General features: G+C 50.1%; 26 protein-coding genes. 8 read left to right on the forward strand and 18 right to left on the reverse strand.

Going from position 1 to position 25,284, the window contains the following annotated elements:
* Positions 1 to 56 precede the first annotated feature (56 nt).
* On the forward strand, positions 57 to 272 hold the full coding sequence (locus BN2762_RS04865) for an alpha/beta-type small acid-soluble spore protein (RefSeq protein ID WP_055105888.1): 216 nt from the start codon (positions 57 to 59) through the stop codon (positions 270 to 272).
* A 117-nt stretch (positions 273 to 389) separates the two neighbouring features.
* Here BN2762_RS04865 and BN2762_RS04870 read toward each other — a convergent pair whose 3' ends face one another.
* Positions 390 to 800: a hypothetical protein gene (locus tag BN2762_RS04870; protein ID WP_055105889.1), complete on the reverse strand. Its 411-nt coding sequence runs from the start codon at positions 798 to 800 to the stop codon at positions 390 to 392.
* 476 nt (positions 801 to 1,276) lie between these two features.
* Entirely contained in the window at positions 1,277 to 3,079 is a 1,803-nt protein-coding gene (locus BN2762_RS04875; protein ID WP_055105890.1) for a M3 family oligoendopeptidase, read from the reverse strand.
* 87 nt (positions 3,080 to 3,166) lie between these two features.
* On the opposite strand from BN2762_RS04875, the gene BN2762_RS25800 reads away from it, so the two are divergent.
* Together BN2762_RS25800 and BN2762_RS04880 are read left to right on the forward strand one after the other, a co-directional pair.
* Complete coding sequence (locus BN2762_RS25800) at positions 3,167 to 3,343, forward strand: YycC family protein (RefSeq protein WP_074048569.1); 177 nt, start codon at positions 3,167 to 3,169, stop codon at positions 3,341 to 3,343.
* Complete coding sequence (locus BN2762_RS04880) at positions 3,340 to 3,573, forward strand: hypothetical protein (RefSeq protein WP_055105891.1); 234 nt, start codon at positions 3,340 to 3,342, stop codon at positions 3,571 to 3,573. The genes BN2762_RS25800 and BN2762_RS04880 overlap by 4 nt, the downstream gene beginning before the upstream one ends.
* Before the next feature lie 110 nt (positions 3,574 to 3,683).
* On the opposite strand, the gene BN2762_RS04885 is transcribed toward BN2762_RS04880, so the two are convergent.
* Positions 3,684 to 4,382: a DUF2225 domain-containing protein gene (locus tag BN2762_RS04885; protein ID WP_083484765.1), complete on the reverse strand. Its 699-nt coding sequence runs from the start codon at positions 4,380 to 4,382 to the stop codon at positions 3,684 to 3,686.
* A 50-nt stretch (positions 4,383 to 4,432) separates the two neighbouring features.
* Positions 4,433 to 4,810: a globin domain-containing protein gene (locus BN2762_RS04890; protein ID WP_055105892.1), complete on the reverse strand. Its 378-nt coding sequence runs from the start codon at positions 4,808 to 4,810 to the stop codon at positions 4,433 to 4,435.
* A 390-nt stretch (positions 4,811 to 5,200) separates the two neighbouring features.
* On the opposite strand from BN2762_RS04890, the gene ylbJ reads away from it, so the two are divergent.
* The 3 genes from ylbJ (at position 5,201) to BN2762_RS04905 (ending at position 9,026) form a co-directional block, all read left to right on the forward strand.
* Positions 5,201 to 6,505 carry a sporulation integral membrane protein YlbJ gene (ylbJ, locus tag BN2762_RS04895; protein WP_055105893.1) on the forward strand — a complete coding sequence of 435 codons (1,305 nt, stop codon included), beginning with the start codon at positions 5,201 to 5,203 and terminating at the stop codon, positions 6,503 to 6,505.
* Positions 6,506 to 6,631: 126 nt separating this feature from the next.
* Positions 6,632 to 7,435: an NAD kinase gene (locus BN2762_RS04900; RefSeq protein ID WP_055105894.1), complete on the forward strand. Its 804-nt coding sequence runs from the start codon at positions 6,632 to 6,634 to the stop codon at positions 7,433 to 7,435.
* 133 nt (positions 7,436 to 7,568) lie between these two features.
* On the forward strand, positions 7,569 to 9,026 hold the full coding sequence (locus BN2762_RS04905; RefSeq protein WP_230202422.1) for a S41 family peptidase: 1,458 nt from the start codon (positions 7,569 to 7,571) through the stop codon (positions 9,024 to 9,026).
* Positions 9,027 to 9,238: 212 nt separating this feature from the next.
* Here the strand turns inward: BN2762_RS04905 and BN2762_RS04910 are convergent, their stop codons facing one another.
* Together BN2762_RS04910 and lipA are read right to left on the reverse strand one after the other, a co-directional pair.
* The gene (locus tag BN2762_RS04910; RefSeq protein ID WP_055105895.1) at positions 9,239 to 9,613 is read right to left on the reverse strand and encodes a YutD family protein; all 375 of its coding nucleotides are present in this window, start codon (positions 9,611 to 9,613) and stop codon (positions 9,239 to 9,241) included.
* Between the two features lie 25 nt (positions 9,614 to 9,638).
* The gene (gene lipA, locus BN2762_RS04915) at positions 9,639 to 10,538 is read right to left on the reverse strand and encodes a lipoyl synthase (RefSeq protein WP_055105896.1); all 900 of its coding nucleotides are present in this window, start codon (positions 10,536 to 10,538) and stop codon (positions 9,639 to 9,641) included.
* Positions 10,539 to 10,713: 175 nt separating this feature from the next.
* Between lipA and BN2762_RS04920 the strand changes: the two genes are divergently transcribed.
* Positions 10,714 to 11,778, forward strand: coding sequence for a M23 family metallopeptidase (locus BN2762_RS04920; RefSeq protein ID WP_055105897.1), 1,065 nt, complete (start codon positions 10,714 to 10,716; stop codon positions 11,776 to 11,778).
* Between the two features lie 152 nt (positions 11,779 to 11,930).
* On the opposite strand, the gene yunB is transcribed toward BN2762_RS04920, so the two are convergent.
* The 9 genes from yunB to BN2762_RS04965 all read right to left on the reverse strand — a co-directional run bounded on the left by yunB (position 11,931) and on the right by BN2762_RS04965 (position 20,734).
* The gene (gene yunB / locus BN2762_RS04925) at positions 11,931 to 12,692 is read right to left on the reverse strand and encodes a sporulation protein YunB (RefSeq protein WP_055105898.1); all 762 of its coding nucleotides are present in this window, start codon (positions 12,690 to 12,692) and stop codon (positions 11,931 to 11,933) included.
* Between the two features lie 206 nt (positions 12,693 to 12,898).
* Complete coding sequence (locus BN2762_RS04930) at positions 12,899 to 15,148, reverse strand: ATP-dependent helicase (RefSeq protein ID WP_055105899.1); 2,250 nt, start codon at positions 15,146 to 15,148, stop codon at positions 12,899 to 12,901.
* 202 nt (positions 15,149 to 15,350) lie between these two features.
* A complete protein-coding gene (locus BN2762_RS04935; protein ID WP_055105900.1) occupies positions 15,351 to 15,533 on the reverse strand; it encodes a hypothetical protein in 183 nt (60 codons plus the stop codon).
* A gap of 72 nt (positions 15,534 to 15,605) precedes the next feature.
* Positions 15,606 to 16,433 carry an ammonia-dependent NAD(+) synthetase gene (gene nadE / locus BN2762_RS04940; protein ID WP_055105901.1) on the reverse strand — a complete coding sequence of 276 codons (828 nt, stop codon included), beginning with the start codon at positions 16,431 to 16,433 and terminating at the stop codon, positions 15,606 to 15,608.
* A gap of 90 nt (positions 16,434 to 16,523) precedes the next feature.
* Entirely contained in the window at positions 16,524 to 18,020 is a 1,497-nt protein-coding gene (locus tag BN2762_RS04945) for a nicotinate phosphoribosyltransferase (RefSeq protein WP_055105902.1), read from the reverse strand.
* On the reverse strand, positions 18,017 to 18,601 hold the full coding sequence (locus BN2762_RS04950) for a cysteine hydrolase family protein (protein WP_055105903.1): 585 nt from the start codon (positions 18,599 to 18,601) through the stop codon (positions 18,017 to 18,019). The genes BN2762_RS04945 and BN2762_RS04950 overlap by 4 nt, the downstream gene beginning before the upstream one ends.
* A gap of 83 nt (positions 18,602 to 18,684) precedes the next feature.
* Complete coding sequence (locus BN2762_RS04955) at positions 18,685 to 19,461, reverse strand: NUDIX hydrolase (RefSeq protein WP_055105904.1); 777 nt, start codon at positions 19,459 to 19,461, stop codon at positions 18,685 to 18,687.
* 96 nt (positions 19,462 to 19,557) lie between these two features.
* Positions 19,558 to 20,193, reverse strand: a complete 636-nt coding sequence (locus BN2762_RS04960) for an NAD(P)/FAD-dependent oxidoreductase (RefSeq protein ID WP_083484766.1) — start codon at positions 20,191 to 20,193, stop codon at positions 19,558 to 19,560.
* 169 nt (positions 20,194 to 20,362) lie between these two features.
* Complete coding sequence (locus BN2762_RS04965; RefSeq protein WP_055105906.1) at positions 20,363 to 20,734, reverse strand: ArsR/SmtB family transcription factor; 372 nt, start codon at positions 20,732 to 20,734, stop codon at positions 20,363 to 20,365.
* 147 nt (positions 20,735 to 20,881) lie between these two features.
* On the opposite strand from BN2762_RS04965, the gene BN2762_RS04970 reads away from it, so the two are divergent.
* Positions 20,882 to 21,877, forward strand: coding sequence for a cation diffusion facilitator family transporter (locus BN2762_RS04970; RefSeq protein ID WP_055105907.1), 996 nt, complete (start codon positions 20,882 to 20,884; stop codon positions 21,875 to 21,877).
* A gap of 90 nt (positions 21,878 to 21,967) precedes the next feature.
* On the opposite strand, the gene BN2762_RS04975 is transcribed toward BN2762_RS04970, so the two are convergent.
* From BN2762_RS04975 to copZ, 3 genes are all read right to left on the reverse strand, one after another.
* Complete coding sequence (locus BN2762_RS04975) at positions 21,968 to 22,159, reverse strand: hypothetical protein (protein ID WP_055105908.1); 192 nt, start codon at positions 22,157 to 22,159, stop codon at positions 21,968 to 21,970.
* 21 nt (positions 22,160 to 22,180) lie between these two features.
* A complete protein-coding gene (locus BN2762_RS04980) occupies positions 22,181 to 24,601 on the reverse strand; it encodes a heavy metal translocating P-type ATPase (protein WP_055105909.1) in 2,421 nt (806 codons plus the stop codon).
* Between the two features lie 174 nt (positions 24,602 to 24,775).
* Positions 24,776 to 24,994, reverse strand: a complete 219-nt coding sequence (gene copZ, locus BN2762_RS04985) for a copper chaperone CopZ (protein ID WP_055105910.1) — start codon at positions 24,992 to 24,994, stop codon at positions 24,776 to 24,778.
* Positions 24,995 to 25,284 lie beyond the last annotated feature (290 nt).

A 25,284-nucleotide genomic window follows, 5' to 3' on the forward strand; every position in this document is an offset into this window, starting at 1 on the left:
ATATTTTCGCCCGTGAAATCCATACTAAATTCACAAAGGCAAAGGAGGTGACAAACATGGCCAACCGTTCCAACAACCTTGTCGTTCCTCAAGCGAACGCTGCATTGCAGCAGCTGAAATTCGAAGCTGCACAAGAACTAGGCGTTCAAATCCCACAAGATGGTTACTACGGTAACTACACTTCCCGCGAGACCGGTTCTCTGGGAGGGTATATCACCAAACGTCTGGTTCAAATCGCAGAGCAGCAATTGTCGGGTCGTTCTAACCAGTAATCTGCGTCTCACCTATAAGAAGGCAGGCGGTCTGCATTAGCAGGTCGCCTGCTTTTTGCTCATAGGCGCGCTCACTGCAGCAGCCTGGTTCTAAACGGTCCTTAATTCTCCGTGCCTTTATGAAATATCGTGATATGTACTCGCCGCATCCTTTCTCGGATAACGCTGTATCATCAAGTTTGCCATATTATAATTGGACTCTAGAATAGCATCTACAATGATCGTCTCCTGCCGCAACGCGAACTCGTAGCTAATTTCGCCGTGTGTCCAGTACCGCTTGAATTTCAAGGCTTCGATAGCCATCGCCTTAAATGATTTCAGCTGCTGGCTTGTTAATCCTCTATCCTCCTCAGACAATTGTCCGTTGCGACCTGCGATCGGATTATGGCGGATACCGAATTTCCCGATGGCATTGTTCCGGATTTGAATAAATACGGTTCCCGAGGTCATCCCTGATAGTTCTGCTTCAAGCTCCTTGAATACCATGTCAACCTGCCTGGCAAGTGAAAGCTGGTCCGTCTTCAGCATATCCACCCTCCCTTCCCATATGATTCCCTATATAGGGCTTACGACTCATTATATTCCAATATCACCAACCAATCAACAATATGAAACAAAAATGGTTATTTATTACTATATATATCATTTTTTCAACATTTTCTAATCAAATACTTCGCCAAAATATACATTTTTACGACAGTGTTTTTTCTTGATATTTCAAGGTTTTAGGGGGATTCCCGCCTCTTGCAGGCAAAGTCTCTTTCGCTTACTGAGACCCGAGGAGAAATCTTGTGAGCCTGGCCGGAGCAATGACATAATTTGCAAAAGGCCGTATTGCAAAGCAAAAAAACGAGCAGCGATATAGGCCTTTTTACCTATCAAAATAACAATATTGCACATCAGCTTCTGAATTTTCCGGCCTTATTTAAGAAAATACCAGCCCGCCATCTAAACAAATTCTAATAAAAAAACAGGGCTCCCCTTAAGGAAGCCCCGCTTATCTTCTATTCCGTCAGCTTCAGGAACGTCTCGACATCAGCCACCGCTACAGCCATTGCTTCCCGCCAGAAGTCCGGCTGCGTCAAATCTACGCCGAGATGCTTGCTCGCAAGCTCCTCTACCGTCATTCTTCCCGTATCCTGCAGCAAGGCATCGTACTTGGCCGCGAAGCTCTCTCCCTCACGCTGCGCCCTTGCATACAACCCTGTGCTGAACATATACCCGAAGGTGTACGGGAAATTATAGAACGGCACATCGGTAATATAGAAATGCAGCTTGGACGCCCAGAAATGAGGGTGGTAGGAAGCCAGTGCCCCATGATACGCCTCGCGCTGCGCTTCCTCCATCAAGGCTGACAGCTCATCCGCGCTCAGCGCCCCCTCCCGTCTTCTCTCATAGAATCGCGTCTCGAACAGGAATCGAGCATGAATATTCATGAAAAAGCTGACGCTGCTTCCGATTTTATCCGCCAGCAGGCTCAGCTTCTGCTTATCGTCTGACGCATTTTTGACGAGCGCATCCGCCACAATCATTTCCGCGAATGTAGATGCCGTCTCCGCGACGTTCATCGCATAATCCTGATTAAATGCCGGAAGCTCGTCCATGAGGTGCTGGTGATAAGCATGCCCCAGCTCGTGCGCCAGCGTGGAGACGTTGGATACCGCTCCTCCGAACGTCATGAAGATGCGCGTCTGTCCGCTGACCGGAAGCGATGTGCAGAACCCCCCGGGCCGCTTGCCCGGCCGGTCCTCAGCTTCGATCCAACGCTTGTTGAACGCCTCAGCGGAGAATTCCGCCAGCTTCGGGCTGAAATTCCGGAACTGCTTCACGATCTCCTGCGCCCCGGCTTCATAGGAGATTTTACCGGCGGATTCTCCGAGCGGAGCATCAACGTCAGCCCAGGACAGCTTCTCCAGCCCCATCAGCTTGGCCTTTCGATTCAAATAGGCCACAAACAACGGTTTATTCTCTTCGATGACCTGCCACATCATGTCCAGCGTTGCCCGGGACATCCGGTTAATTTCCAGAGGCTCCTTGAGGATGTCATTCCAGCCTCTCTTCTCGTACAGCTTAATGCGGAAGCCTGCCAGCCGGTTAAGCGTATCCGCGCAGTAGTCCGCGACGCTGCTCCAGGCCTGCTCCCAATTATTGAACGTCTCCTCCCGCACCGCGCGGCTGCTGTCCTCCAGCTTATTGGCGGCCTGGCCTACGGACAAGGACGTAAGCTTGCCGTCTCCATCCTTGAAAGGCACCGCCACTTTTGCCACGATGGTGTCGTAGTGCTGCCCCCAGCCGTGGTAGCCGTCGATCGCCAAATCGGAAGCCAGGCTCTCCAGCTCCGGAGCCAGCTTCTCACGGGCGGCAGCGCGCTTCTCGCTAAGCACGAATGATATCGGAGCGACCTCCTTGCGGAACATCCATTCCTCCCAGAGCTCATCCCCCGTATTCCGAAGCACATTTTGAAACAGAGTCATGACGTTCTCGTAAGCAGCACGGAGGGAGGTGACTTTGCCTGACAGCTGCACCGCCTTCTTGTCGTGCTGGTTCTCTGCCGTCAAGCAGGCAACGAAGCTGTCCGCTTCCACGATTCTGCCTGCCGCGCTTTGAAGTCCGGCAATCAGCTGGTCAAGCCCTGCGGCCTCCTCCAGACTGCTTGGAGCACTGCACTTCTGCAATTCTTCATGTAAAGCCGTAATATCCGTCTGCAATTGCTGCAGGAAAGCCGCAAATTCCGAAGAAGAGGAGCCCCCGGCAAAAATGGAATCCAGCTCCCAGGTCTGCTGCACCGGATTTGTCAATTGTGCCATGATTACGCATCCTTTCTTATGCCAGTGTTGATGCCACCGGCATGATAAGTGTATGATATAGAAACCAGATCGACAGGAGGGGATCACATGAAACCACTGCAAGTCTCACCGGAAACTGCCGTTAAACTAGCCGAGAAGCTGAAGGTGCCCCTTGAGCATCTTATGCATATGCCGCAGCATATTTTAATGCAGAAAATCGCCGAGCTCGCTAAAGAAGAAGCGAACAAGCCTGCATCCCCGGACGATTCGGGTGCGTCCTCATGATTCCTTTTGAAAGAGCTTTGCCTTACGATATCGTGATGGGCGATGTATATGTGCCCACATGCCCCTTCTGCGGGCAGGAGAACGTCCTTCTCTCCATGAAGCCCCGCGAGGTACAGAGCGTCCATGAAGGAAAGAAAAAGCTGCTTGTTTTTCCATGCTGCAAGAACAAACTAACGGTCCTCGACAGCGACCGGGACTACTTGCTGACCGATACAGTCGTCCGCAAATAAACCGGCTGTGTTCGAAGGCCAGAAGAGGCCGTTCCCTTACCGTGGACGGCCTCTTCTAAGCTGTAGTCTTAGCATTCGAATGAATTCATCATTGCGAGCTTCTGAACTTCCTACCCCTTGATCTCTTCCGTTAACGATTCCCCTTGATCCAGCATTTCTTCCCGCAGCAGCGCCCACTGCTCCCGGCAGGCGCGAATCATTGCCGCATCCATGATTTTCTTATCATTAATGACTCTGGAGAACCATTTGACAGCTTCATTATATGCCCCTAGCCTGCGGTTTAATTCACCGATCAAATACATCAGCCGGGCATCATTGCCGCTAATCCCCTCATTCTCGAATACCTTGATGTAAGAATCCAGGGCATGCTTCAGGAAGCGCTGCTCCTGATCCTGATCCTCGCGGTAACGGTACAGCCAGGCGATATGATGGAGCAAGCTAGCGATAATTCGATCCGTCTCGCCGACCGTCTGTGCGCAGAGCAGAGCTAGCTTATAAGTCTCCAGCGCATTCTCCCATGTTCTAGAGCCGCCGTAATCCCGCTTAACGAGCCGGTTGCTGATCTTCTCCTCGAATTCCCGGCGCTGGTGTTCGGCCAAGCGGTCATTCGAATTCTCCGTCGAAGCGAAGCCGCAGGAAGGACATACCCGGACTACATAATAATCGGGATTCTCCCCCCGGTAGTACCCGCAAAAATCAGTGTCCGTCTTAACAGCCCGCTTTAGGCTTGGCCTCACCCGGGATGTTGAGAACACATTTTCGCAATAGGCGCAGGTCACTTTGATTTTATAAAGGGGTTCCATTTCCACACGATAACTTCCTTTCCATTACCGCCATTAGGCAGGACGTTTGATCATTTCTAAGGTGTATTCACGAAATGAAAAGCTGGTCCAGACAATCGCTGAATGACAAAATCCTTTAATTCCGTCTCGATCCCGATCTCTTCCAAAGCTTCCGACATGCAAGCCAGCCAGGCCTCAGCTCTCTCGCGCGTGACCGGAAATGGAAGATGCCTCGCTCTCATCATCGGATGGCCGTAGGCGTCCGAGTACAAGGAGGGACCGCCAAAAAATTGCGACAGGAACATATACTGCTTCTCCATTACAGGCTCAATATCCTCTGGGAATAAAGGACCAAGCAGAGGATTAGCCTTCACTTTAGGATAAAAGGCCTCGACAAGCTGCCTGATGGCTTTGTCGCCGCCCAAATTGTCATAAATGCTTAAACTTGGATTCACGGGATTCCTCTCCAACTTCCACAATGTATTTTTGATACGATGCTTCAATTATAACAAAAAAAAATAAAAGCTCCTACCGGAGCTCTTACGTATCAACAGGATCAACCTGCCATTATGTCAATAACTTCGCCAATCTTCTTCACTAGAATGGACGCGGGAAGCGCGGATCACATACACAAAGGCGCATACAAGCACACCTGCTACAAAGCTCATAGCCAACACTCCATCCATCAGAGATTTTTGTCTCGTGAAGTTTACATCTGTGATTTTTATTCTAACACATCTTATTCAAAAATACAGTATAATTTGTAATCGCTTACTTGCTTTTTTTGTGCTGTTTGTCCTAATTCGATCATACACTCCACTATGACCATTGTGGAGGCGTTCCTCATGAATATAGCGCGAATGACTATTTCGCTGATGGTTGCGGCGATGACGGCGCTCCTGATCCTGATGCTGGTCTTCCCCGAGGCTTCCTGGGAAGCGGGCGTTGCAGGATTAGCCATCTGGTGGGATGTTCTCTTCCCGTCCCTGTTTCCCTTCTTCGTGATCTCCGAGCTCATGCTCGGCTTCGGAATCGTTCATTTTCTTGGAAAATTGCTGGATCCCCTAATGAAGCCCTTGTTTCGAATCCCCGGAAGCGGAGGCTTCGTTGCAGCGATGGGCTTTGCCTCCGGCTACCCGGTCAGCGCCAAGCTGGCGACCAAGCTCAGGGAGCAGCGGCTCATCAGCCGCGTTGAAGGCGAGCGCCTTGTGGCCTTCACCACCTCATCGGACCCGATCTTTCTCATCGGCGCCGTCTCGGTCGGCTTCTTCGGCAGCTCCAGCCTCGCGGGCATTCTGGCCATAGCCCATTACGGCAGCGCCCTGCTTCTCGGCTTCATCATGAGGTTCTACGGAACCAAGGAGGAGGAAAACAAGGGCCCTGGGAATGAAAAGGCCAGCGGCGGCGCAGCCAAAGGCCCCGACTCGGAAGACGGCTTGCAGGGAAATTCCTCTGCCGGGGCTGCCGGGGCGAAGTTCAGCCTGCGGCTTGCCCTCAAAGCGATGCACGAGGCAAGGATCAACGACGGCCGCAGCTTGGGAGAGCTGCTGAAGCAGGCCGTTTCTTCCTCTTTGCAGCTCATGGCCGTAGTCGGCGGCCTCGTGGTCTTCTTCTCGGTCGTCCTCAAGCTGCTGACCGCCTCGGGGATAATGGGATTGCTGTACGCCGGCGTTCATTCCATCCTGGGCATGACCGGCCTGCCGGCTGCTTTGGCCGAGCCCTTCATGGGAGGGATCTTCGAGGTAACACTTGGCGCCAGAGCTGCAGCTGCACCGGCCGATGTCCCCCTCATGTACAAAGCCGCAGCAGCGGCGTTCATTTTATCCTGGGGGGGCTTGTCCGTGCACGCCCAGGTTGCCAGTATTCTGAACGGTGCCGATTTGCGCTACCTCCCCTTTTTGGCGGCCCGCCTCGCCCATGGCTTTTTGGCAGCAATCCTGCTGGTGCTGCTGTGGAATCCGTTTATGGGCTCCCGTTCATCCTCCGCATCGTTCATAAGATCGGAAGGTGAAATGCTCCTAGGCTGGGGCAGCGTTCCTGATGCTCTTTTGATTTTTCTGAAACTGATCTCGGTGCTCCTTATTTTCTCTCTGCTTGCCCGAATCATTCATCGCTTGCTCATGAGGGACGAAGGGAGATCAAGGAAATGAAACGTTGTGTTCTCTTTCAGAATTGATTATGATCTTTACAAGCGGTAGTTTTTCTTGCGATACCAGGAAGCTCTTGCTTCGGATGTATTGTACTTTCTGATATCTATTACAAAGGAGCCTGTCATCTTGAGATATTACGTTCTTGACCGTGGCGATCAATTGTCCGTCGAATTAAGCGAGCAGTTCCATCAATTGGCCGCAAAGCAAGGTCTTCAATTGGATGCAGAGTCACCGGACATCGTCGTTTCTATTGGAGGAGACGGAACGATGCTCCACGCTTTTCATACGTTCATTGACCGTATTCCGTCGATCTCATTTGTAGGGGTACATACCGGGCATCTTGGTTTTTTTGCCGATTGGCAAGCCAATGAAATACCCGAGCTCGTGGATATGATAACCCGGCACAAGGATGAATCCCTTCTCAAGCCCAGGATCGTGCACTATCCGCTCATTGAGCTGGAGATTCAGAAGAAATCAGGAACCTCCTCGTATATCTGCCTGAACGAATTCACGTTAAAGGGCGTAGACGGCACGATTGTCGCCCAGGTCGATATCAACGACCAGATGTTTGAAATGTTCCGGGGAGACGGGTTTTGCATTTCTACCCCTTCCGGAAGTACGGCATATAATAAAAGCCTTGGCGGTGCTATCATTCATCCTTCAATTAAAGCCTTGCAAATTTCCGAAATCGCCTCGATCAACAACCGGGTGTTCCGAACAATCGGGTCATCCCTGGTGCTGCCGAAGCACCATCATTGCGACATTTATTCCCGCAAGGAACAGAATTTGCTGCTTACGCTGGATCATATCAACCATCCGATCAGCGACCTTATTTCCGTACGCTGCCAAGTAGCGAAGCAAAGCGTAAGCTTCGTGCGCTATCGGCCTTTCCCTTTCTGGAATCGCGTCCGCAACGCATTCCTAGGATAACAAAACTGAATATGGAGCCTTCACCGATCGAACGGATGTTGTAATAAACATCCGTTTTCCTATATAAATTTCCCTTTTTTACCTGTATGATAGAGTTATATATTCTAGCAAATACATAGCAAAGGAAGTTTATATGATTATGCTCAAATCGTGGTGCAAGACAGCTCTAATCACCCTTCTTCTTCTCGCGGTAAGCCTTCCCCATGCCGCATACGCGGATAGCAGCGCGGATGAAGCGGCGGAAGCCGGGGAGCTCGAAATTCTTCGGGAGGTTCTGCAGTACCTGGACGCCCACAACATCGAAGGCGTTCAAAGGGAGGAATTCATCGAGAACGCCATACGTGGTATGGTCTATACTCTGGATGACCCTTATTCGGATTATTTCACAAAGGAAGAGCTCGAGGAATTTGAAGGCGAGCTCAATCAGGAATATGTAGGCATCGGGGCGCTGCTCCGTTTTAAACAAGGCAAGCTGTACATTACCGAAGTTCTCGACGGATCACCCGCCAAATCAGCAGGCCTGCGCAAAGGCGATATTATCGCCAAGGTCGATGGGCATTCCGTGACCAGCCAGGATGACATATATCTCATTCAGGGCGCGGAGGATACGAAGGTCAGCATCACCGTCAAGAGGGGCCCTAGCCAGCTAACCGTACAGGTTACCCGGGCCCATTTCACTCTGCCGGCCGTCTCAAGCCGCCTCATCTCGGCGGGGGATATCGGATATATCGCTATTTCCACCTTCTCCGATCAAGCGGATGAGGAGTTCACCGTGCATTTGAACAAGCTCCGCAAGCTAGGTGTGAAGTCGCTGGTTCTAGACCTCCGCGACAACTTGGGAGGATACGTGGAATCGGCGGAAAATATCGCCAAGCAATTCATCAAAGACGGCGTGCTTATGTATGTAGAGCGCCAGAATGGCAATATGGAAGCGATCCGAATTACGGACGGCAGCCCGATCGGCATGCCGGTCGTTATTTTGACTAACGAGTGGACGGCCAGCGCCGCGGAAATATTGACCGCCGCGCTGCGCGATAACGGTATCGCTTCGGTGGTAGGCACGCAAACCTACGGGAAAGCCCGGATCCAGAATATCTATGCTTTATCCAACGGAGCCTCCCTGAAGCTGACAATTATGAAATATTTGACGCCGAAGCTTGAGGACTTCAACTATATCGGCCTTAAGCCCGACGTCGAAGTGAGTCTCAGCTCGACAGCACAGCTTATTGCGGCCCTGCACCAAGCCGGTCTCAAAAGCATTGAAGTTAGCGGAAATGCCTCCGAGCTGAGCATCAATAACGTATCCTTTACAGGGTATCTGGACGCCATTGAGGAAAACGGCAAAGTATATGCTTCCTCGCGCGTACTCGCTGCCCTCGTCCAGGGCAAGGCTTCCTGGTCGTCCAGTGCCGGAGCGCTGGCAATCACCGATGGATCGGGCAAGAAGCAGGAGTTCAAGCGCAATGCCGGCAGCATCAAGATCTTAAACGATGAGACCTTCATCGAGCTCGGCGATTTCAAGAAGATGTATCCCGGTTTCGAATGGAGCTACCAGGATGAAAGGCTAATGCTGAAGGTGAAGGTAAACTAGGGGATTTATTCTGACTACCCGGCGTCCTTTCCAAGCCGAACGACCGCATTTGCTTCAAGCTTTACCTGCGTTTTTCGGGAAAATAACGCTCCTCGACTCATACGTTCCGACATGCTGCAAAAGACGGCCTCCGCATGAATGCGGAGGCCGTCTCTTATTCTTATAAGGTGCTGCAGCCGTCAGGCTAACAAGCCTGAGCCCTGGCTGTTTCGTTACTCGGAGGCCGTCGCCGGGCCCGAAGAACCCGAGGCCTTGGAGCTGCCGCGCTGCTCCCTCTGCTCTTTGTGCTCCCTAGGCTCATGATTGTTCTTGCTCTCCTTCGTCTTCTGGAGAACGAAATAGGCACAGCCAAAATTGCAATATTCGTTAATATAATCCGTGATTCCAGAAAAAGCGGTATCCCGGTTCGCCTTGGGATGGTTGTCCCGCAAGAAGCCCTTGAGCCTCAGCTTCTCGTAGCCCCAATCCCCAAGAATATAATCGTACCGATCCAGCACTTCGCTGTATCTCTGCTTGAACGCCTCAGCGTCCCAAGCATTCTTGTAGTTCTGAATCAGCTCGTAAGTTCTGCCACCGATTTGGATCATTCGGTATCCCCCTCTTGCCTTGCCCTTAGATTTCTGCCGGAATGCCGCCCTGATGGCTCTTCGCCGATTTGACCTGCTCATGGGCATGATAGGAGCTGCGCACGAGCGGTCCGGATTCGACGTGACTGAAGCCGCGCTTCATGCCCTCCTCCTTCAGCTCGGCAAATTGCTCCGGCCGGTAGTACTTCTCTACATTCAAATGCTGCGGCGAAGGCTGCAAATACTGTCCGATCGTCAAAATATCGCAGTCCACGGCCCGCAAATCATCCATCGCCTGCAAAATTTCCGGCCACTCCTCTCCTACGCCCAGCATAATGCTGGATTTCGTAGGAATATCGGGCTGCATCGTTTTGGCACGCTGCAGCAGCTCCAGCGAGCGCCGGTATTTCGCCTTGGCGCGAACACGATCGGAAAGACGCTCCACCGTCTCGATATTGTGGTTCAGAATATCCGGCTTGGCGTCCATGACGATACGCAGCGAATCCTCGTTGCCCAGGAAGTCGGGAATAAGCACCTCCACGCTGCAAAGCGGCATGCGCTTCCGTATGGCGCGAACCGTCTCCGCAAATATGGATGCCCCTCCATCCTTCAAATCATCGCGTGCTACGCTGGTAACTACGCAGTGGCGCAGTCCCATCTTCTCGGCGGCCTCGGCCACCCGCTCCGGCTCCTGCAGATCCAGCTCCGTAGGCATTCCCGTATTGACTGCGCAGAAGCGGCAGGCTCTGGTGCAAATGTCGCCGAGGATCATGAATGTAGCCGTACGGTTGGCCCAGCATTCATATATATTTGGACAACGCGCCTCTTCGCATACCGTATGCAGCGTCTTGGAACGCATCATCTCTTTGATTTCCTGATAATTGTCGCCGGTCGTCAATTTGATTCGAATCCAATCCGGTTTCGGTTCTTTAGCTAGTTTGGACAAGAATAGAGACCTTCCTTCTCTTGGAATAGGCTATAGCGCCATTATTATACCATGAATCGGCTGGAAAAACCTCCTTGACAAATGGAATAAAAAAACAAGTTTTATCTCATCTTATAAAAACGTTGTTTACTTCAAAGGTAATCGGCGACGGAATTATAAAGGAGGAGATCTCGCATTGAGGTCGATTTTGTTATTATTCGTCGGCAGACTTATAGCTTGCTTCATAAGCCTAGCGGTATTAACGTCCCTATGGAGCATCCCCGGTTTTGGAGCATCTGCAGCCGAGGCTCCCGGCAAGCCGAGCTCCTCTCCCCCAAAGAATGCTGATGAACTGAGACGAAGCTTGTATGAAGAGATCGGCCTGCTGACCAAGATTCCGTGGTACTGGCTTGCTGCTATAGATCAATATGAACGAACGATCACCCCGCGCAAAGAGCACAAGCCTGAGATGAACCATAAACTGATCGGTATTCGCATTAAGAAGCCAATCTGGGCCGGCCCCTTGAACCCTGACACTAACGATACCGATCCCGCGACGATCGCCCTATTCGGCGGTATCGGCAAAGACGCGACGGCAGACGGGATAGCCGATCCTCGGAATGATCGGGATGCCTTGTATACGATGGCGGCTTATTTGCTTCATTTCGGCTATGCAGACGATGATATCCGCATCGGTCTCTGGCGCTATTACAAGAATGATTCATCCGTCGAGCGAATCCGGCAATTCGCCAAAATTTACAAAGTTCTTGATCGTACCGACCTTTCCGACAGCGCCTTCCCGCTCCCCGTAAGCAGCACCTATACTTACCGCGATACATGGGGGGACCGGCGCGGCTGGGGCGGCCAGCGCACGCATGAAGGGACGGACCTGTTCGCCTCCTACGGCGTGCCGGTTCGCAGCGTCTGCTACGGCATCGTCGAGACCAAAGGCTGGAATCCTTACGGCGGCTGGAGAATCGGAATCCGGGATTTGAACAACCGCTACCATTACTACGCGCATCTTCAAGGCTTTGAGAGGAGCATCAATATCGGCGATATCGTGACCCCCGGCCAGACGGTGGGCTGGGTGGGCAGCAGCGGCTACGGTCCTCCAGGAACGCAGGGCCGATTCCCGCCTCATCTCCACTATGGCATTTACAAGGATACCGGAACGAGGGAATGGGCGTTTAATCCATTCCCCATGCTGAGGCAATGGGAACAAGCCGATCAGCTGAAAAAAAGCAAAAAGGGAGCCTCCTGACCGAGAGAGGCGCTTTCTGCCTTCTAAGGGCACTACCGTTCCTTATCTAAATAGCTGCTAAAAAGACGCCCTTCCGCAGAAAGACGCCCCATTGGCTGTATGCCTATTTCAACTGGTCAGCCACGCTAGCCCTCTGCCGTGGTCTACTTCTATCACTCCTGCTCTACTGCTCCGCCGTGATCCGAACCCGTTGAATTAGGAATGGATGGCAGGGCAATATTAGGCGCGCTTACGCCGCTATCTCCCACGGGATTTCCTTTGCTGTCGTAATAATACATCGGGACATCGCCAACCACCAGCATATAGGATACCGGTATTTCGGTCTCCACCGACTGCGGCCCCATATCAAAGGGAACCACCACAGCAAGCTCCGTCCGCACGCGCAGGAATACTTCCACAAGGATCATATTGATCCCCGCCTCCTGCCGGCGGGTATTCAAATCAACCTTGACATCCCCCTTCGGCTCAATGCGAATGGGAATGCTCGGTCCAAAGGAGGCTAGAATGGGGCTGCCAAGCGCCTGTCCGAGCGGGATATGCTCCGACAATCTCGATACTTCATCCAGCGTGGACCGGACTGTCTGAATCGTATCGGACGTAATTTGCATATGCGCAGAGTAATTGAGCATAAACCCGGTGATTTTACCGGAGGAATCCGTTTTCCAATCGATAAGGTTGTCAATTTGCTCCCGATTAGCCACCTGAGCTGTAATGGCCTCATTGATCGATTCAGTAGCGATTTGCTTCACCCGGATTTGGGCAAGATGCTTTATGGGCCCGATCATATTCCGTTCGACATACTGACCGAACATCAGAATCGCAACCAAGGCGACGATACAAGCGATGAACCAAATGTTTCGCCGGCTGAGCTTCCCCCTTCTTCTCCGGCTACGCCATCCCCTTCTGATCCGCATTATCTATCCCCCTGCAGCAGTTAAATGTCTATACATACAAGTTATGCGGAACGGCCGGGAAAAAGAAGGACAAAGATTTAACTATTCGATACCGGGAGAAGACGTTTATGCGATGGTCCATCATAGAGATTAACAACCCTGCAAGTACCGGATCGGCTGGATTAGCCTGCCCGGTGCTTGTAGGGTCTTATCCTCTCTGCATAGATTCATTCCCTCAACTCTTCGAAGGGGATGGGTTCAAGTAATCGCATGTCCAGACATGTCTGAATAGATAACCGCTTGATTCCGTTCGCAAATTGAATTTCTATAATCTCTCCTGCAAGCTGCACAATGCTCCCTACTCCAAATGCAGGATGCAGCACCTGCCTTCCCTGTTCCAAGGCGGTTCTTGATTGGATCGCGTTCGGGTTGTACGGCACAGCCGCTGCCTGTCTGGAGTTCCCCGCCTGCCTCTGACCCGCGAGCATCCTAACAGCAAGCTTCGGAGGATTCAGAATATCCCGCATCTCGGATACAAATGCAGACTCCGCTGCCTTCTCTCCCTCCCTTTGCTGATAAGCCAGCAGCTCAAGCCGGGTCTTGGCTCTCGTCATACCGACATAGAACAGCCGGGCCGCTTCCTCCATCAGCTCGCTATTCCGATCCCCTGACCGATGCTTAAGATCCTCCTTCGACGGAATGATGCCGTTGACCAAATCGATCATGTATACATGCTTGAACTCCAAGCCTTTGGCGCTGTGAAAGGTCGAGAAGGTAACGGCATGCTGGCCCTTTTGGGACTTCGAGGACTTCAGTAAAGCCTCCAAGTGCTTGAGACGCTGCGCGAATTCCTCCATCGAATTCAACGATTCCGCAATCTCCTGCAGCGAGTTCAAGATGCCGAGCAAATATTCCTTCCGGAAGCCCAGCCGCTCGCACATTTTATCGATTGCTTTATCATAGCCCAGCTTCGTTCGGATGACGTCAATCGCCTCTAACGGCGGCATGCCCTTCATCTGTTCAAAGATCCATTTGCACTGCGGCAGCTGCTTCAACTGATAGTCCTGAAGCGGGACATAGTTCAGCAAATTATCAAATACGGACTCATTATTGTGAATATCCTTTAATGCAGCCATCTGCTGCTTCGTAATGTAGCCATTAAATTTCGTATGAATGGCTTCCAAGATGTCCGGCCTTCGGTCTGTATACGACATTCTCATGAAATTGAGAATATCCTGCACGACCCAATGCGAGAAGAAGCGATTGTCTGCATCGCGCATATAGAACGGAATGCCTGCCCGGTCAAACTGATTCATTAAATCAATGGAGGACGAATTATTCCGATAGAGCACGGCAACCTCGCCCAAGTTGTCCAGCTTACGAATTTCCTCGACTAAATATTTCGTTTGCTGCTTGTAATCAGGCAGGCTCTTGATGGAGATTGGCTGCTCCTCTCCATTATGTGTGAACATTTTTTTGTCGTAGCGATTTTTGTTCCGCTGGATGAACTGATTGGCTGCCTCGACAATATTTTTGGAAGATCGGTAGTTCTGCTCCATATATAAAATCCGGGCTTCCGGATATACCTGCCGGAACTCCAGCAAATAAGACGGCTCCGCCCCTCGCCAGCTATATATCGATTGGTCATCGTCCGCTACGACGCATAGGTTGCGGTGCTCCATCACCAGCTTCTCGACGATCGCATGCTGCACCAGCGACGTGTCCTGGCTTTCGTCTGTAAGCATATAATCGTAGCGCCGCTGATATTTACGGAGCAGCCGGGCGTCTTTGCTCAAAACGTCATCAGCCAGCGTCAGCATATCGTCAAAATCAATGAGCAGGCCGCCCGGATGCTCCCGTTTAAACCTCTCATACTCGCTGAGGATTTGATCCGCATGACGCACGCTGCAGGACACCTCCCGCCAGCGGCTTTCCGGGATCATTTTATTCTTGATATAGCTGATATACGTCGTTAACTCTTCTAATTGATCATCCGTGATATTCTCACCTGTGACAGCCCTAAAAATATCGCGCAATATCAATTTCTTATGCAAGGAGAGAGCCGCTGGATCTCCAGCTTCTCCCGGTTCCGTATCATGCGCCGCTCCATGCCCCTCGATGATCTGAAAGGAAGCTCTCTGGGTACGGAACCTCTCGCGCACGATTTCAAAGGCTAGACTATGAATCGTTGAAAAGTCTACGGAGGGTAGCTCCGGGAAAAGCCGTTTAAACCGCTCCTTCATGTCCCCGGCCGAAGCCCGGCTGAAGGTAATCGCCTTAATTCGCGAAGGCTGCACTCCCAGCTCCTCGATCAAGTAGGCGATCCGCATCAGCAGCGTCGTCGTTTTGCCTGAGCCCGGCGCGGCTAACAGCAGCAGCGGCCCCTCTGTATGCCGTACCGCCTGCTGCTGTATTTCGTTTAGATGAACAGCGACCTGCTGTTTTTTACGTATGAAAAAGGGATGTTCTCGCTGCATGATGATTCCTTTCAAATTACTCAATTATACTTAGGCAGGACAAATAAGAAGCCGAGCAGCTGCCAGAAACGAATTCTGAATCTGCTCGACTTCACTATAGGGAGAAGCTACTGCATTTTTAAACGGTTGATTTCTAAGTCATTCATGGATGCCTTCTTATACGTGAACTCAATATCCTTTGCAACACTATCCAGTTTTCGGCTTATAATTTTAACATTGCCAAGGTATCGTCAGGTGTTTCAGCCAAAAGCATCTCCAGTTGACTTTTCATTTCCTTTGCCTCTAGCTTTATTTCGCTGATATCATCTTGAAGTGGCTTTAATTTAATATCTAATTCCTCTGAAACAATAGTTCGAAGTACGTTTGCTATTTGTTCCATTTCCATCAAACACAACCTCCTCAAACCCATTATATCAGAGCATGGAAAGGTTGCCATCTCAACATGAAATGGAAAACCCTACTTCCACCACGTATCGAACGGCGTGGCCGGAAGCTCCCGCTTATGCCGGGAAACGGCATACTGCTTCTCGATGCGCGCTTGCTCCTGCGGATCAACCGCCTGCCCGGTCAAATACTGATCAAGCACCTCGTAGGTGATGCCAAGCTCGGTCTCATCGGATTGCAGCGGCTTGTTGTCCAGCAGATCGGCCGTCGGTATTTTCAGATACAAGCGCTCTGAAGCCTTCAGCTCCATCAGCAGCTGGCGCCCCTGCCCCTTCGTCAATCCCGCCAGAGGCAGAACATCCGCCCCTCCGTCGCCGAACTTCGTGAAGAAGCCTGTGACGGATTCCGCGGCATGATCCGTACCAATAACCAGGCAGCCGGTCTCTCCTCCAATAGCATATTGAACGATCATGCGCATGCGCGCTTTAGCGTTGCCCTTATTGAAATCCGATAATTTGAAATCTGTACTGTGTTCAACCACGTTAGCCAAGGCCAGGACCGGCTCTTGAATATTCACAACGAACTCTCGATCCGCCTGAATGAATTCCATCGCTGCCGCAGCGTCGTCCTCATCCTGCTGCACGCCATAAGGCAAGCGTACAGCATAGAACGTAGCGTCATAGCCTTCGGCACGCAGCTCTTCGGCGGCCAATTGCGCCAGCCGGCCGGCCAGCGTCGAATCCTGCCCTCCGCTAATGCCGAGCACGTAGCCTTTGGCGCCAGCCTTCCGGCAATACTCCTTCAGGAAGTCGATCCGGCCGCGGATTTCCGCCTTCGCATCGATGCTCGGCTTAACGTGCAGAGCTTCGGTAATTTGCTTCTGTGTATGGTCGATTGGCATTTTGACGTTGCTCCCTTCTGTCTGTCTTCTTAAGCTTATCATTACCCTGATCGGCCTGGAAAGTCATCATTGCAGCGTAAAATCCCCAAGTCACGGTCTCGCCCCTCTTTGCTGAACCTTGTGCTGTGCTTCCTCAATGAGCTTCATCTTATTATCCCAACAGTCTTGACTTAAATTAACAGGATACTCGGCCGGGTTCAAGAGACGCTTATACTCCTCCCACAGCACCTCCAGATTGTCCGCCGCAAATTGCCTGATTTCCTGCAGGCTCGGGAGCTCATATACCAGTTCACCATCGTGAAATACAGTCTGATGCAGCTCGCGCGCTTCAAAATTCGTCACGAACTTCGCGATATAGGTATGCACCGGATGAAACATCTTAAGCCGCTCCTCGTCTTGCGGTCTTTCGTGCTCCAGGGCGATATAGTCGCCTTCTGCCTTCCGGTTTGTCTTATTCACGATCCGGTACACCTTTTTACGCCCAGGCGTCGTAATTTTTTCAGGGTTCGAGCTGATTTTAATGGTATCTACCATTTTACCATGCTCATCCTCGATCGAAATCAATTTATAAACAGCTCCGAGAGCAGGCTGGTCATAAGCGGTGATCAGCTTGGTTCCGATGCCCCAGACATCGATTTTTGCCCCCTGCGCCTTCAGGTTCATAATTGTGTGCTCATCGAGATCGTTCGTGGCATATATTTTCGCCTGAGGGAACCCGGCTTCATCAAGCATTCTGCGGGCTTCCTTCGAGAAATAAGCCAGGTCCCCGCTGTCCAGACGGATGCCCATGAAATTGATCCGGTCGCCGAATTCCTGGGCTACCTGAATAGCCGTAGGCACCCCCGATCTCAGCGTATCATACGTATCTACCAGAAATACGCAGTCCTTATGGCATTCAGCATATTTGCGAAATGCGGTATATTCATCCCGGTAGGCCTGAACCATGGCATGGGCGTGCGTGCCAACCGTAGGGATGCCGAACAGCTTGCCGGCCCTCACGTTCGAGGTCGCCTCAAAGCCGGCAATATAGGCGGCCCTTGTCCCCCAAATGGCGGCATCCATCTCCTGGGCGCGGCGGGTGCCAAACTCCATGCTGATTCCATCCTCAATCACCTGCTGAATGCGCGAGGCTTTGCTGGCAATCAGCGTTTGATAGTTAACGATATTCAGCACAGCCGTTTCGATTAACTGCGCTTCCGCTAGCGGGGCTTCGATTTGCATGATCGGTTCATTGGCAAATACCAGCTCCCCTTCCCGCATCGAACGCACTGTTCCCGTAAAGCGAAGCGTTTCGAGATAGGCTAGATAATCGTCGCTATAGCCTTCTTCTTGTAAATAAGTTAAATCGCTCTCTGTAAAACGGAACCCCTTGAGGTAGCGGATAACCCGCTCTAGTCCGGCAAACATGGCGTAACCGTTTTGAAACGGAATTTTGCGAAAATAAACATCAAAAACCGCCTTGCGATTGTGAATTCCATCGCGCCAATAAGCCTCTGTCATATTGATCTGGTATTTATCCGTATGCAGGGCGAGCCCGTCGTCCGCGTAAGGCGGCTGCGGGAGTGGAATAGGGATCTGGTTGCTCATCTCTGCTCCTCCTCCTTCTGCTGTAACACTGCCGCACCCAGCGTTCCCTTGAAATGCTGCAGCGCCCATGCATGCCCTTCCGGGTCAAAGCTGGCCACGGCATCCGCATGGATCGCCAGCTCAAAGCCTTTGTTGTAAGCATCAACGGCCGTATGCAGCACGCAAATATCCGTACACACCCCGACCAGATGAAGCTCCGTGATTCCTCTGGCCCGCAGCACCAGCTCAAGGTCGGTGCCCACAAACGCGCTGTACCGGGTCTTATCCATCCAATAGACGTTGTCCTTATCCTTGTAGGTTTGATATACCCCATCCAGCGCTCCGTAAAGCCTGCGGCCAGCCGTTCCCTCGATATTATGCGGCGGAAACAGCTTCGTCTCGGGATGCAGCGTGTCTCCCTGCTTATGCAGATCGATCGCAAATACCACAAGCTCTTGATTCTCGATAAACTCTCTAGTGAGCTCAGCCATCCGCCCCTCTATAGCCTGACCCGGCTGTCCGCAGGTTAATGCCCCGTCCACAGCTACAAAATCATACGTGTAATCCACATTAATCAGAGCTCTCCTTCTAATAGCAGTCATCGTAAATTCCTCCCTATCGTTATCTAACATTTATCACTTTGTTAATTAATAAAACCAGAGAAATACGTCCTGCGACGTAAATATTATTTCCTCACGTGGTAAATTGAGCTGCTTACCTCCGCCTCCACGAAACGATACAGCTGAGTAGGCTTCTTCGACGTGCGCGTCGTCTTCTTCCCTTTGATTTCCTCGATGAATGGGAGGGTTTTGATCTTGCGGGCAAAAGCAGCGTCCAGAGCGATCGCGGAGTCTTGGGTGACGGTCAGCAGCACCGCCTGCAGCTCTGAATACGTGAACTCCACCGGCAAAAATTCTTTGGCCACCGTGGTCTCGAGCAGCTTATGCCGGATTACGGCAATCGCATCGGCGATAATCTGTGCATGGTCAAAGGCCAGATCCAGCTTTAATACCTCATTCACGGCAAACAGCTCGACCTCGCTCGCATCGTCATTGGCCTGGCGATGTGCAAGCTGATGCTCCGGTACAATCGCATAATGCGCATTGGAGATGATCCAGCCCCGCGGATCCCGTCCAGGAGCGTCGTATACGCCATAATGCTGGAGATGAATATGATCTACGCCCGTCTCCTCCTTCAGCTCCCTTGCAGCCGATTCGAAGGCGGTCTCATGCGGGCCTACGAAGCCGCCAGGCAGGGCCCATTTGCCTGCTTCAATATTGGGGCGGCCCTCGCTATCGACCATGCTTCGCTTAATCAGCATTATTTGAAGCTCCATCTGGGGCGGCTTGAACATTTCGGTCTTTGTCGACCTGATGGTAAATACCGCAATGTCTGAAGTATACCCGTCCGGTGTGCGGTATTTCTTGATGTCGTATTGCTGCAATGCCTGTTCGTTCGACATGCTGCGTTTAAGCCTCCTCCGTCAAATTAACAATTAACATTTTGTTAATTGTATTATATGCAGCACAATTGCTTTTGTCAATAAGAAAGCCCCCAATTACTGGGGGCTTGATCCTGCGATCGCATGGTATATATTTTCAAATCCGTATCGATCCACAAACTTGGCAAAGGGCTCTCTTCTTTTGCCTTGCGCCGAATAGATTTCAATAATTTGGTCAACTGCGCCATATAGCTCCTCGGGCGTCGCCTCTTCCAAGATCAAAGCACCCACCCTGGCATCTGTCCCTTTTGCTTTACCGCCAATATATAGATTATATCCGCTTCTGACCTTCATTACGCCTATATCATGGATCAGAGGCTCGCCGCATCCAATAGGACACCCTGTATACGCAGGGCGAAGCGTAAAAGGAACTGGCCTGCCCGCCAATATTTTGTTCAGCTCGATGGCCACCGGCATGCCTTCTTCCTCGGCTCCTTTACAAAAATTGCAGGTCCTTAAGCTTTTTACATAGTTACCAACAGGATAGCACGCAAGTCCAACCTGCTCGAACTCCTCCTTTAGCATCGCGACCTTGCTTTCCGGCACAGTAATATATAATTGCTGAAAAATAGTTAACTCTATTTCGTCATTTTCATTCATGTATTTTGTAATGGCAGCCAACTGTTTTGCATTCAATTTTGAACCGAATCCAATACCTCCATTAATAGCTAACGTAACATCAGATTCCTCCATATTCACTCTCCTATCCACTTAAAATGCATTGCAATCCAATAATACCATACCCCCGATAGGTATTTCAACAGGATGTAAATCACTGCTGGAGCATCATCCAGCAGCTTGCGTATCTTGCTTATATTTGAAGTAACTCTTATGGAATGTCCGAATACAGTTGAGACATTAGCTAGCTGTGTTTAATATGCTGGAGCGTTTGCAGAAAAATCTGCTCGATATGCTCATCATCCAGAGAATAAAACACTGTCTTGCCTTCCTTCCGCCTTTTAACAATGCGCATATTGCGGAGTGTTCTCAATTGATGCGAAATGGCCGATTGCCCCATGTCGAGAAGCACCGTGAGATCCTGCACGCATAATTCCTTTTGCAGCAGCGCATCCATAATACGAAGACGAGTTGGGTCGCTAAAGGTCTTGAACCAGTTGGCCATCTCCGAAGAAGTCTCTTGATCTATAAGGGAGGTGCGAAGGGATTGCAGATTCGCTTCTTCTTCCGGGCAGGCCGAATCGTATTTGTTAATTGTTTTAACCGGTTTTTCCATTTTTTCAATCACCGCCTACAAGGCTTATTCTATATTCTGCATCCAAAAAAACTTGATTGACATTGGTTTTTGAACATGCTTATAATAAGAGTAATCAAACATATGAATGGATGATCATATATTAGTTTATAAAAGGAGCGATCAAATATGTCTGGACACCACAACCATCACGACCACAAGCACGGTCACAGTCATGATCATGGACATAGCCATGTTCACACCAATAATAAGAAAACACTGTTTATTTCATTCCTAATCATTACCCTCTATATGATCGTAGAGGCTGTTGGCGGCATGGTTACCAATAGCTTGGCCCTGCTTTCCGATGCGGGTCATATGCTATCTGACTCCATTGCTTTAGCCATTGCTTTATTGGCCTTCTGGTTCGGAGAAAAAGCTGTTAACACAGGAAAAACGTACGGTTACAGACGTTTCGAAATTTTAGCTGCCTCCCTTAACGGCATTACATTGATTGGTATTTCGTTATATATTTTTTATGAAGCCATTCAGCGCTTTAGTCATCCCCCAGAGGTTGCCACAACAGGTATGCTGATTATTAGTATTATCGGTTTACTGATCAACATACTGGTCGCATGGATTATGATGCGCGGAGGCGACACGGAGAACAATTTGAATATGCGCGGCGCTTATTTACACGTCATCAGCGATATGCTTGGTTCCGTGGGTGCCATTGCCGCTGCTTTATTGATGATCTTCTTCGGCTGGGGCTGGGCAGACCCGCTTGCCAGTGTGATTGTTGCAGCGCTTGTATTGCGCAGCGGTTACTTTGTTACCAAGTCGTCCCTGCATGTCCTGATGGAAGGAACGCCTCATAATGTGAATTTGAATGAGATTATTGACACCATTCAGCAGGTAGACGGGGTAAAGGGAGTTCACGATGTTCATATTTGGTCGATTACAAGCAGCCTAAATGCTCTTACAGCCCATATCGTTGTCGATGGAGACAAGACCGTTTATGAGACAGAAGCCATTTTGCAAAAAATCGAACATCTTTTAGAGCATAAAGAGATTAAGCACGCGACCCTGCAGGCCGAGTCGGAAAAGCATAACCATGAAAATTCTATTTTTTGTACCACCAAAGCGGATACGCCAAATGCCCACGCGCATGCTCATCCGCATTAGAGAACAAAAAAACGCAATATGCAAGGGCGTACACCTCCTGCATATTGCGTTTTTTAGGCTATCCTCAAAGACTACTTTTTCCTTTACTGGTTATTTTACAGCGCCTTGATCTGTTTCTTTCATGTGGTCCTGATTCGGATCTGAATGACCGGATACTTCGTTCATTTCGTGGGTGTCAGGTGAAGTGCTGGTGCTTGCACCATAAATGCTGTACCCCCCGATAACTACCCCCAAATACAGGACAGCGGAAAGTGTCCAATATAGAATGGTCTTTTGCTTCATCGCCTATCCCCCTATTTCTTGTTATGCTATCAATTTGATCCGCTGCAATCTTAAGGCATTCAGAACAACGGATACAGAGCTAAATGCCATGGCTGCACCGGCAACCCAAGGAGCCAGGAAGCCTAACGCCGCAACCGGAACTCCAAGGCTGTTATAGGCAAGCGCCCAGAACAGATTTTGTTTGATATTCCGGATTGTCATTTTACTCATGTAAATAGCATCGGCAATACTGTTCAAATCTCCGCGTATTAGCGTAATGTCTGCCGCCTCCATCGCCACATCCGTTCCTGTCCCGATAGCCATGCCGATATCGGCCGTTGCCAAAGCCGGAGCATCATTGATGCCGTCGCCTACCATAGCCACCTTTTTCCCGGCCTTCTGAAGCTTCTTCACTTCCTCCGCCTTTCCTTCTGGCAGAACTTCAGCGATCACATGGTCGATCCCGACCTGATGGGCAATAGCCTTGGCTGTCTGCGTGTTGTCGCCTGTTATCATGACTACATCCAGCCCCAATTTTCTCAGGCGGGCAATAGCCTCCTGGGAGGTTTCCTTCACGGTATCCGCTACAGCTACGATTCCGGCAAATTCATTATCTATCGCTACTAGCATCGCCGTTTTCCCTTGCTTCTCCAGATCCTCCATGCGGGCTAATTGAGCATCTGGAACTGAAATATTGTGTTTTTTCATAAGCCGGCGTGTCCCGATCAACAATTCCTTCCCGTCTACCCGGGATTGAATGCCGAATCCCGGGATGGCTTCGAAGCTTTCAGAGGATCCGAATGGAATGCCCTTCTCCTTAATCCCCTCAACAATGGCCTCGGCCAGCGGATGCTCGGAGCTCTTTTCAGCTGCCCCGACCAGCCGCAGGAATTCCGATTCATTGTGCTCATTGGCCAGAATGACATCGGTCAGCGTTGGTTTGCCGTTTGTAATCGTTCCTGTTTTATCCAGAATAATGGTATCGATCCGATGAGCGGTCTCCAGGTGCTCGCCGCCCTTAAATAGGATTCCGTATTCTGCTGCCCGGCCAGAGCCGGCCATAATCGACGTTGGGGTGGCTAACCCCAAAGCACATGGACAAGCAATAACCAGAACGGCAATGAATTTCTCCAAGGATTCAGCGAAATTGCCGGGAGTTACAAAGAAATACCAGATCAAGAAAGTAACAACCGCTATGCCTACGACGATCGGTACAAATATTCCGGAAATCTGATCGGCCAGACGCTGGATCGGGGCTTTCGACCCTTGGGCTTCCTCCACTACTTTTATAATTTGCGCCAAAGCCGTATCTTTGCCAACCTTGGTCGCTTCCATTTTGAGAAACCCGTTTTTGTTAATGGTTGAGCCTATGACCGTGTCGCCGATCGTTTTATCTACAGGTATACTTTCACCGGTAATCATCGACTCATCCAGAGCGGAGCGGCCTTCAGTAATAATACCGTCGACAGGCACCTTCTCGCCTGGTTTAACATATACGATATCCCCGGTCAGCACTTCTTCGATGGGAATGCTTATTTCTTGGCCGTTTCTTAAGACTGTGGCAGTCTTGGCTTGCAGCCCCATTAATTTCTTGATGGCTTCAGAGGATCGCCCTTTGGCCTTGGCTTCGAATAATTTCCCCAGAATGATCAAAGTGATGAGCACGGCGCTTGTTTCATAATAGAGCTCCACCATATGGGTGCCTGACCCGATGGAAGCAAAGCTCAAATAGAGACTGTAAAAATAAGCCGCAGACGTGCCGAGAGCCACCAGCACATCCATATTGGCGCTTTTATTTCTAAGGGCTTTATAGGCACCGATATAGAATTGTCCCCCCACTATGAACTGCACCGGTGTGGCAAGCGCTAATTGCACCCAGGGGTTCATGAACATCTCCGGCAGCCAGATGAAGGAGGTAAATTCAAAATGGCTTACCATCGCCCATAGCAGCGGGAAGGACAGAATGGCCGAAAAGATAAACTTTCCCTTTTGCTGCTGGATTTCCCGTTCCTTATGATCACCCTTCTCAGCATTCTCCTCCTTTAGGATGAGAGAATACCCCAGCTTTTTAATAGCCTCCATCATATCTGCAGTGGATACTTCATCAGGATTGTATTCTACAAGGGCTGTTTCAACGGCAAAGTTTACGGCCGCCTTGTTAACGCCATCCAGTTTATTTAATCGCTTCTCTATTTTTGCTGCGCATGCTGCGCAGGTCATGCCGGAAATGTCAAACTCTGCTTTTTCAGTTACAATTTTATAGCCCAACGACTCGACCTTTTGTTGAAACTTATTCATATCCGTCTTACTTGGGTCATATTTAATTTTCGTTTTTTCAAGGGCAAAATTGACGTTAGCCTCTTCTACGCCCTCCAGCTTGTTAAGACCTTTTTCTATTCTTACCGCACAAGCCGCGCAGGTCATGCCGGAAATCTGCAGATTGATTTCTTTGGTATCGCTCATGCTTTTCACTCCTTTATGGTCATGTATGGCCAAGCACCGTCAACAGCTTCTAATTGTATTATTTTAAAAAAATTTCATAAATAAATCGTGCCTTGGCAGCACGATTTATTTGTAGATACCATTTACCGCTTTTAGCACACAGATTCTTTATCGCAGCTGATAGAGAATGCCCTTTTAGGCAGACTCTCCATCCACCTCATACCCCTGTTCATCAATGACATCTTTAATTTCCTTCAAAGACACAGCCTTGGGGTCAAACGATACAGCAACCGTACCGTCATTCAAATTTACTTTAACGGATTCCACACCGTTCATTTTCCCCACATTGCCTTCAATGGAGTTTATGCAATGTCCGCAAGACATCCCTTTAACCTGAAGTGTTTTTTGTTCCATGGTTGTTCCCTCCAATAATAAGTATAATTCTTAACTACATTTACATATTACCATACCCCTGTAGGGTATACAAGAGGGAATTGATGTCTTTTTCTAAAACTAGTATTTTCCTAAACCGTACCCACCATTATAATACCCTGTTTATGTATTAATTAACCAGATCATCAGGCTGTATACTGAAGCTTAATCCCTTCATGCAGCTCCCGGTAATCAGGAATGAAGCTTTGATTTCGCCGCTCTCTTGAATATACCCATACTAGGTATATATATGATAAAAGTAAAGCCAGTAA

The organism is Paenibacillus ihumii, from assembly GCF_001403875.1.
GTDB lineage: Bacteria > Bacillota > Bacilli > Paenibacillales > Paenibacillaceae > Fontibacillus > Fontibacillus ihumii.

What these genes read in the sequence shown, in the direction of transcription:
- BN2762_RS04880 (WP_055105891.1), top strand. Translation starts at nt 3,340, where the DNA reads ATGATTCCTTTTGAAAGAGCTTTGCCTTACGATATCGTGATGGGCGAT.
- BN2762_RS04945 (WP_055105902.1), bottom strand. Translation starts at nt 18,020, where the DNA reads ATGAGCAACCAGATCCCTATTCCACTCCCGCAGCCGCCTTACGCGGAC.
- BN2762_RS04935 (WP_055105900.1), bottom strand. Translation starts at nt 15,533, where the DNA reads ATGGAAATGGAACAAATAGCAAACGTACTTCGAACTATTGTTTCAGAG.
- BN2762_RS04930 (WP_055105899.1), bottom strand. Translation starts at nt 15,148, where the DNA reads ATGCAGCGAGAACATCCCTTTTTCATACGTAAAAAACAGCAGGTCGCT.
- BN2762_RS25800 (WP_074048569.1), top strand. Translation starts at nt 3,167, where the DNA reads ATGAAACCACTGCAAGTCTCACCGGAAACTGCCGTTAAACTAGCCGAG.
- BN2762_RS04955 (WP_055105904.1), bottom strand. Translation starts at nt 19,461, where the DNA reads ATGTCGAACGAACAGGCATTGCAGCAATACGACATCAAGAAATACCGC.
- copZ (WP_055105910.1), bottom strand. Translation starts at nt 24,994, where the DNA reads ATGGAACAAAAAACACTTCAGGTTAAAGGGATGTCTTGCGGACATTGC.
- ylbJ (WP_055105893.1), top strand. Translation starts at nt 5,201, where the DNA reads ATGAATATAGCGCGAATGACTATTTCGCTGATGGTTGCGGCGATGACG.
- nadE (WP_055105901.1), bottom strand. Translation starts at nt 16,433, where the DNA reads ATGCCAATCGACCATACACAGAAGCAAATTACCGAAGCTCTGCACGTT.
- BN2762_RS04980 (WP_055105909.1), bottom strand. Translation starts at nt 24,601, where the DNA reads ATGAGCGATACCAAAGAAATCAATCTGCAGATTTCCGGCATGACCTGC.
- BN2762_RS04905 (WP_230202422.1), top strand. Translation starts at nt 7,569, where the DNA reads ATGATTATGCTCAAATCGTGGTGCAAGACAGCTCTAATCACCCTTCTT.
- BN2762_RS04960 (WP_083484766.1), bottom strand. Translation starts at nt 20,193, where the DNA reads ATGGAGGAATCTGATGTTACGTTAGCTATTAATGGAGGTATTGGATTC.
- BN2762_RS04970 (WP_055105907.1), top strand. Translation starts at nt 20,882, where the DNA reads ATGTCTGGACACCACAACCATCACGACCACAAGCACGGTCACAGTCAT.
- BN2762_RS04910 (WP_055105895.1), bottom strand. Translation starts at nt 9,613, where the DNA reads ATGATCCAAATCGGTGGCAGAACTTACGAGCTGATTCAGAACTACAAG.
- BN2762_RS04950 (WP_055105903.1), bottom strand. Translation starts at nt 18,601, where the DNA reads ATGACTGCTATTAGAAGGAGAGCTCTGATTAATGTGGATTACACGTAT.
- yunB (WP_055105898.1), bottom strand. Translation starts at nt 12,692, where the DNA reads ATGCGGATCAGAAGGGGATGGCGTAGCCGGAGAAGAAGGGGGAAGCTC.
- BN2762_RS04975 (WP_055105908.1), bottom strand. Translation starts at nt 22,159, where the DNA reads ATGAAGCAAAAGACCATTCTATATTGGACACTTTCCGCTGTCCTGTAT.
- BN2762_RS04870 (WP_055105889.1), bottom strand. Translation starts at nt 800, where the DNA reads ATGCTGAAGACGGACCAGCTTTCACTTGCCAGGCAGGTTGACATGGTA.
- BN2762_RS04965 (WP_055105906.1), bottom strand. Translation starts at nt 20,734, where the DNA reads ATGGAAAAACCGGTTAAAACAATTAACAAATACGATTCGGCCTGCCCG.
- BN2762_RS04865 (WP_055105888.1), top strand. Translation starts at nt 57, where the DNA reads ATGGCCAACCGTTCCAACAACCTTGTCGTTCCTCAAGCGAACGCTGCA.
- BN2762_RS04875 (WP_055105890.1), bottom strand. Translation starts at nt 3,079, where the DNA reads ATGGCACAATTGACAAATCCGGTGCAGCAGACCTGGGAGCTGGATTCC.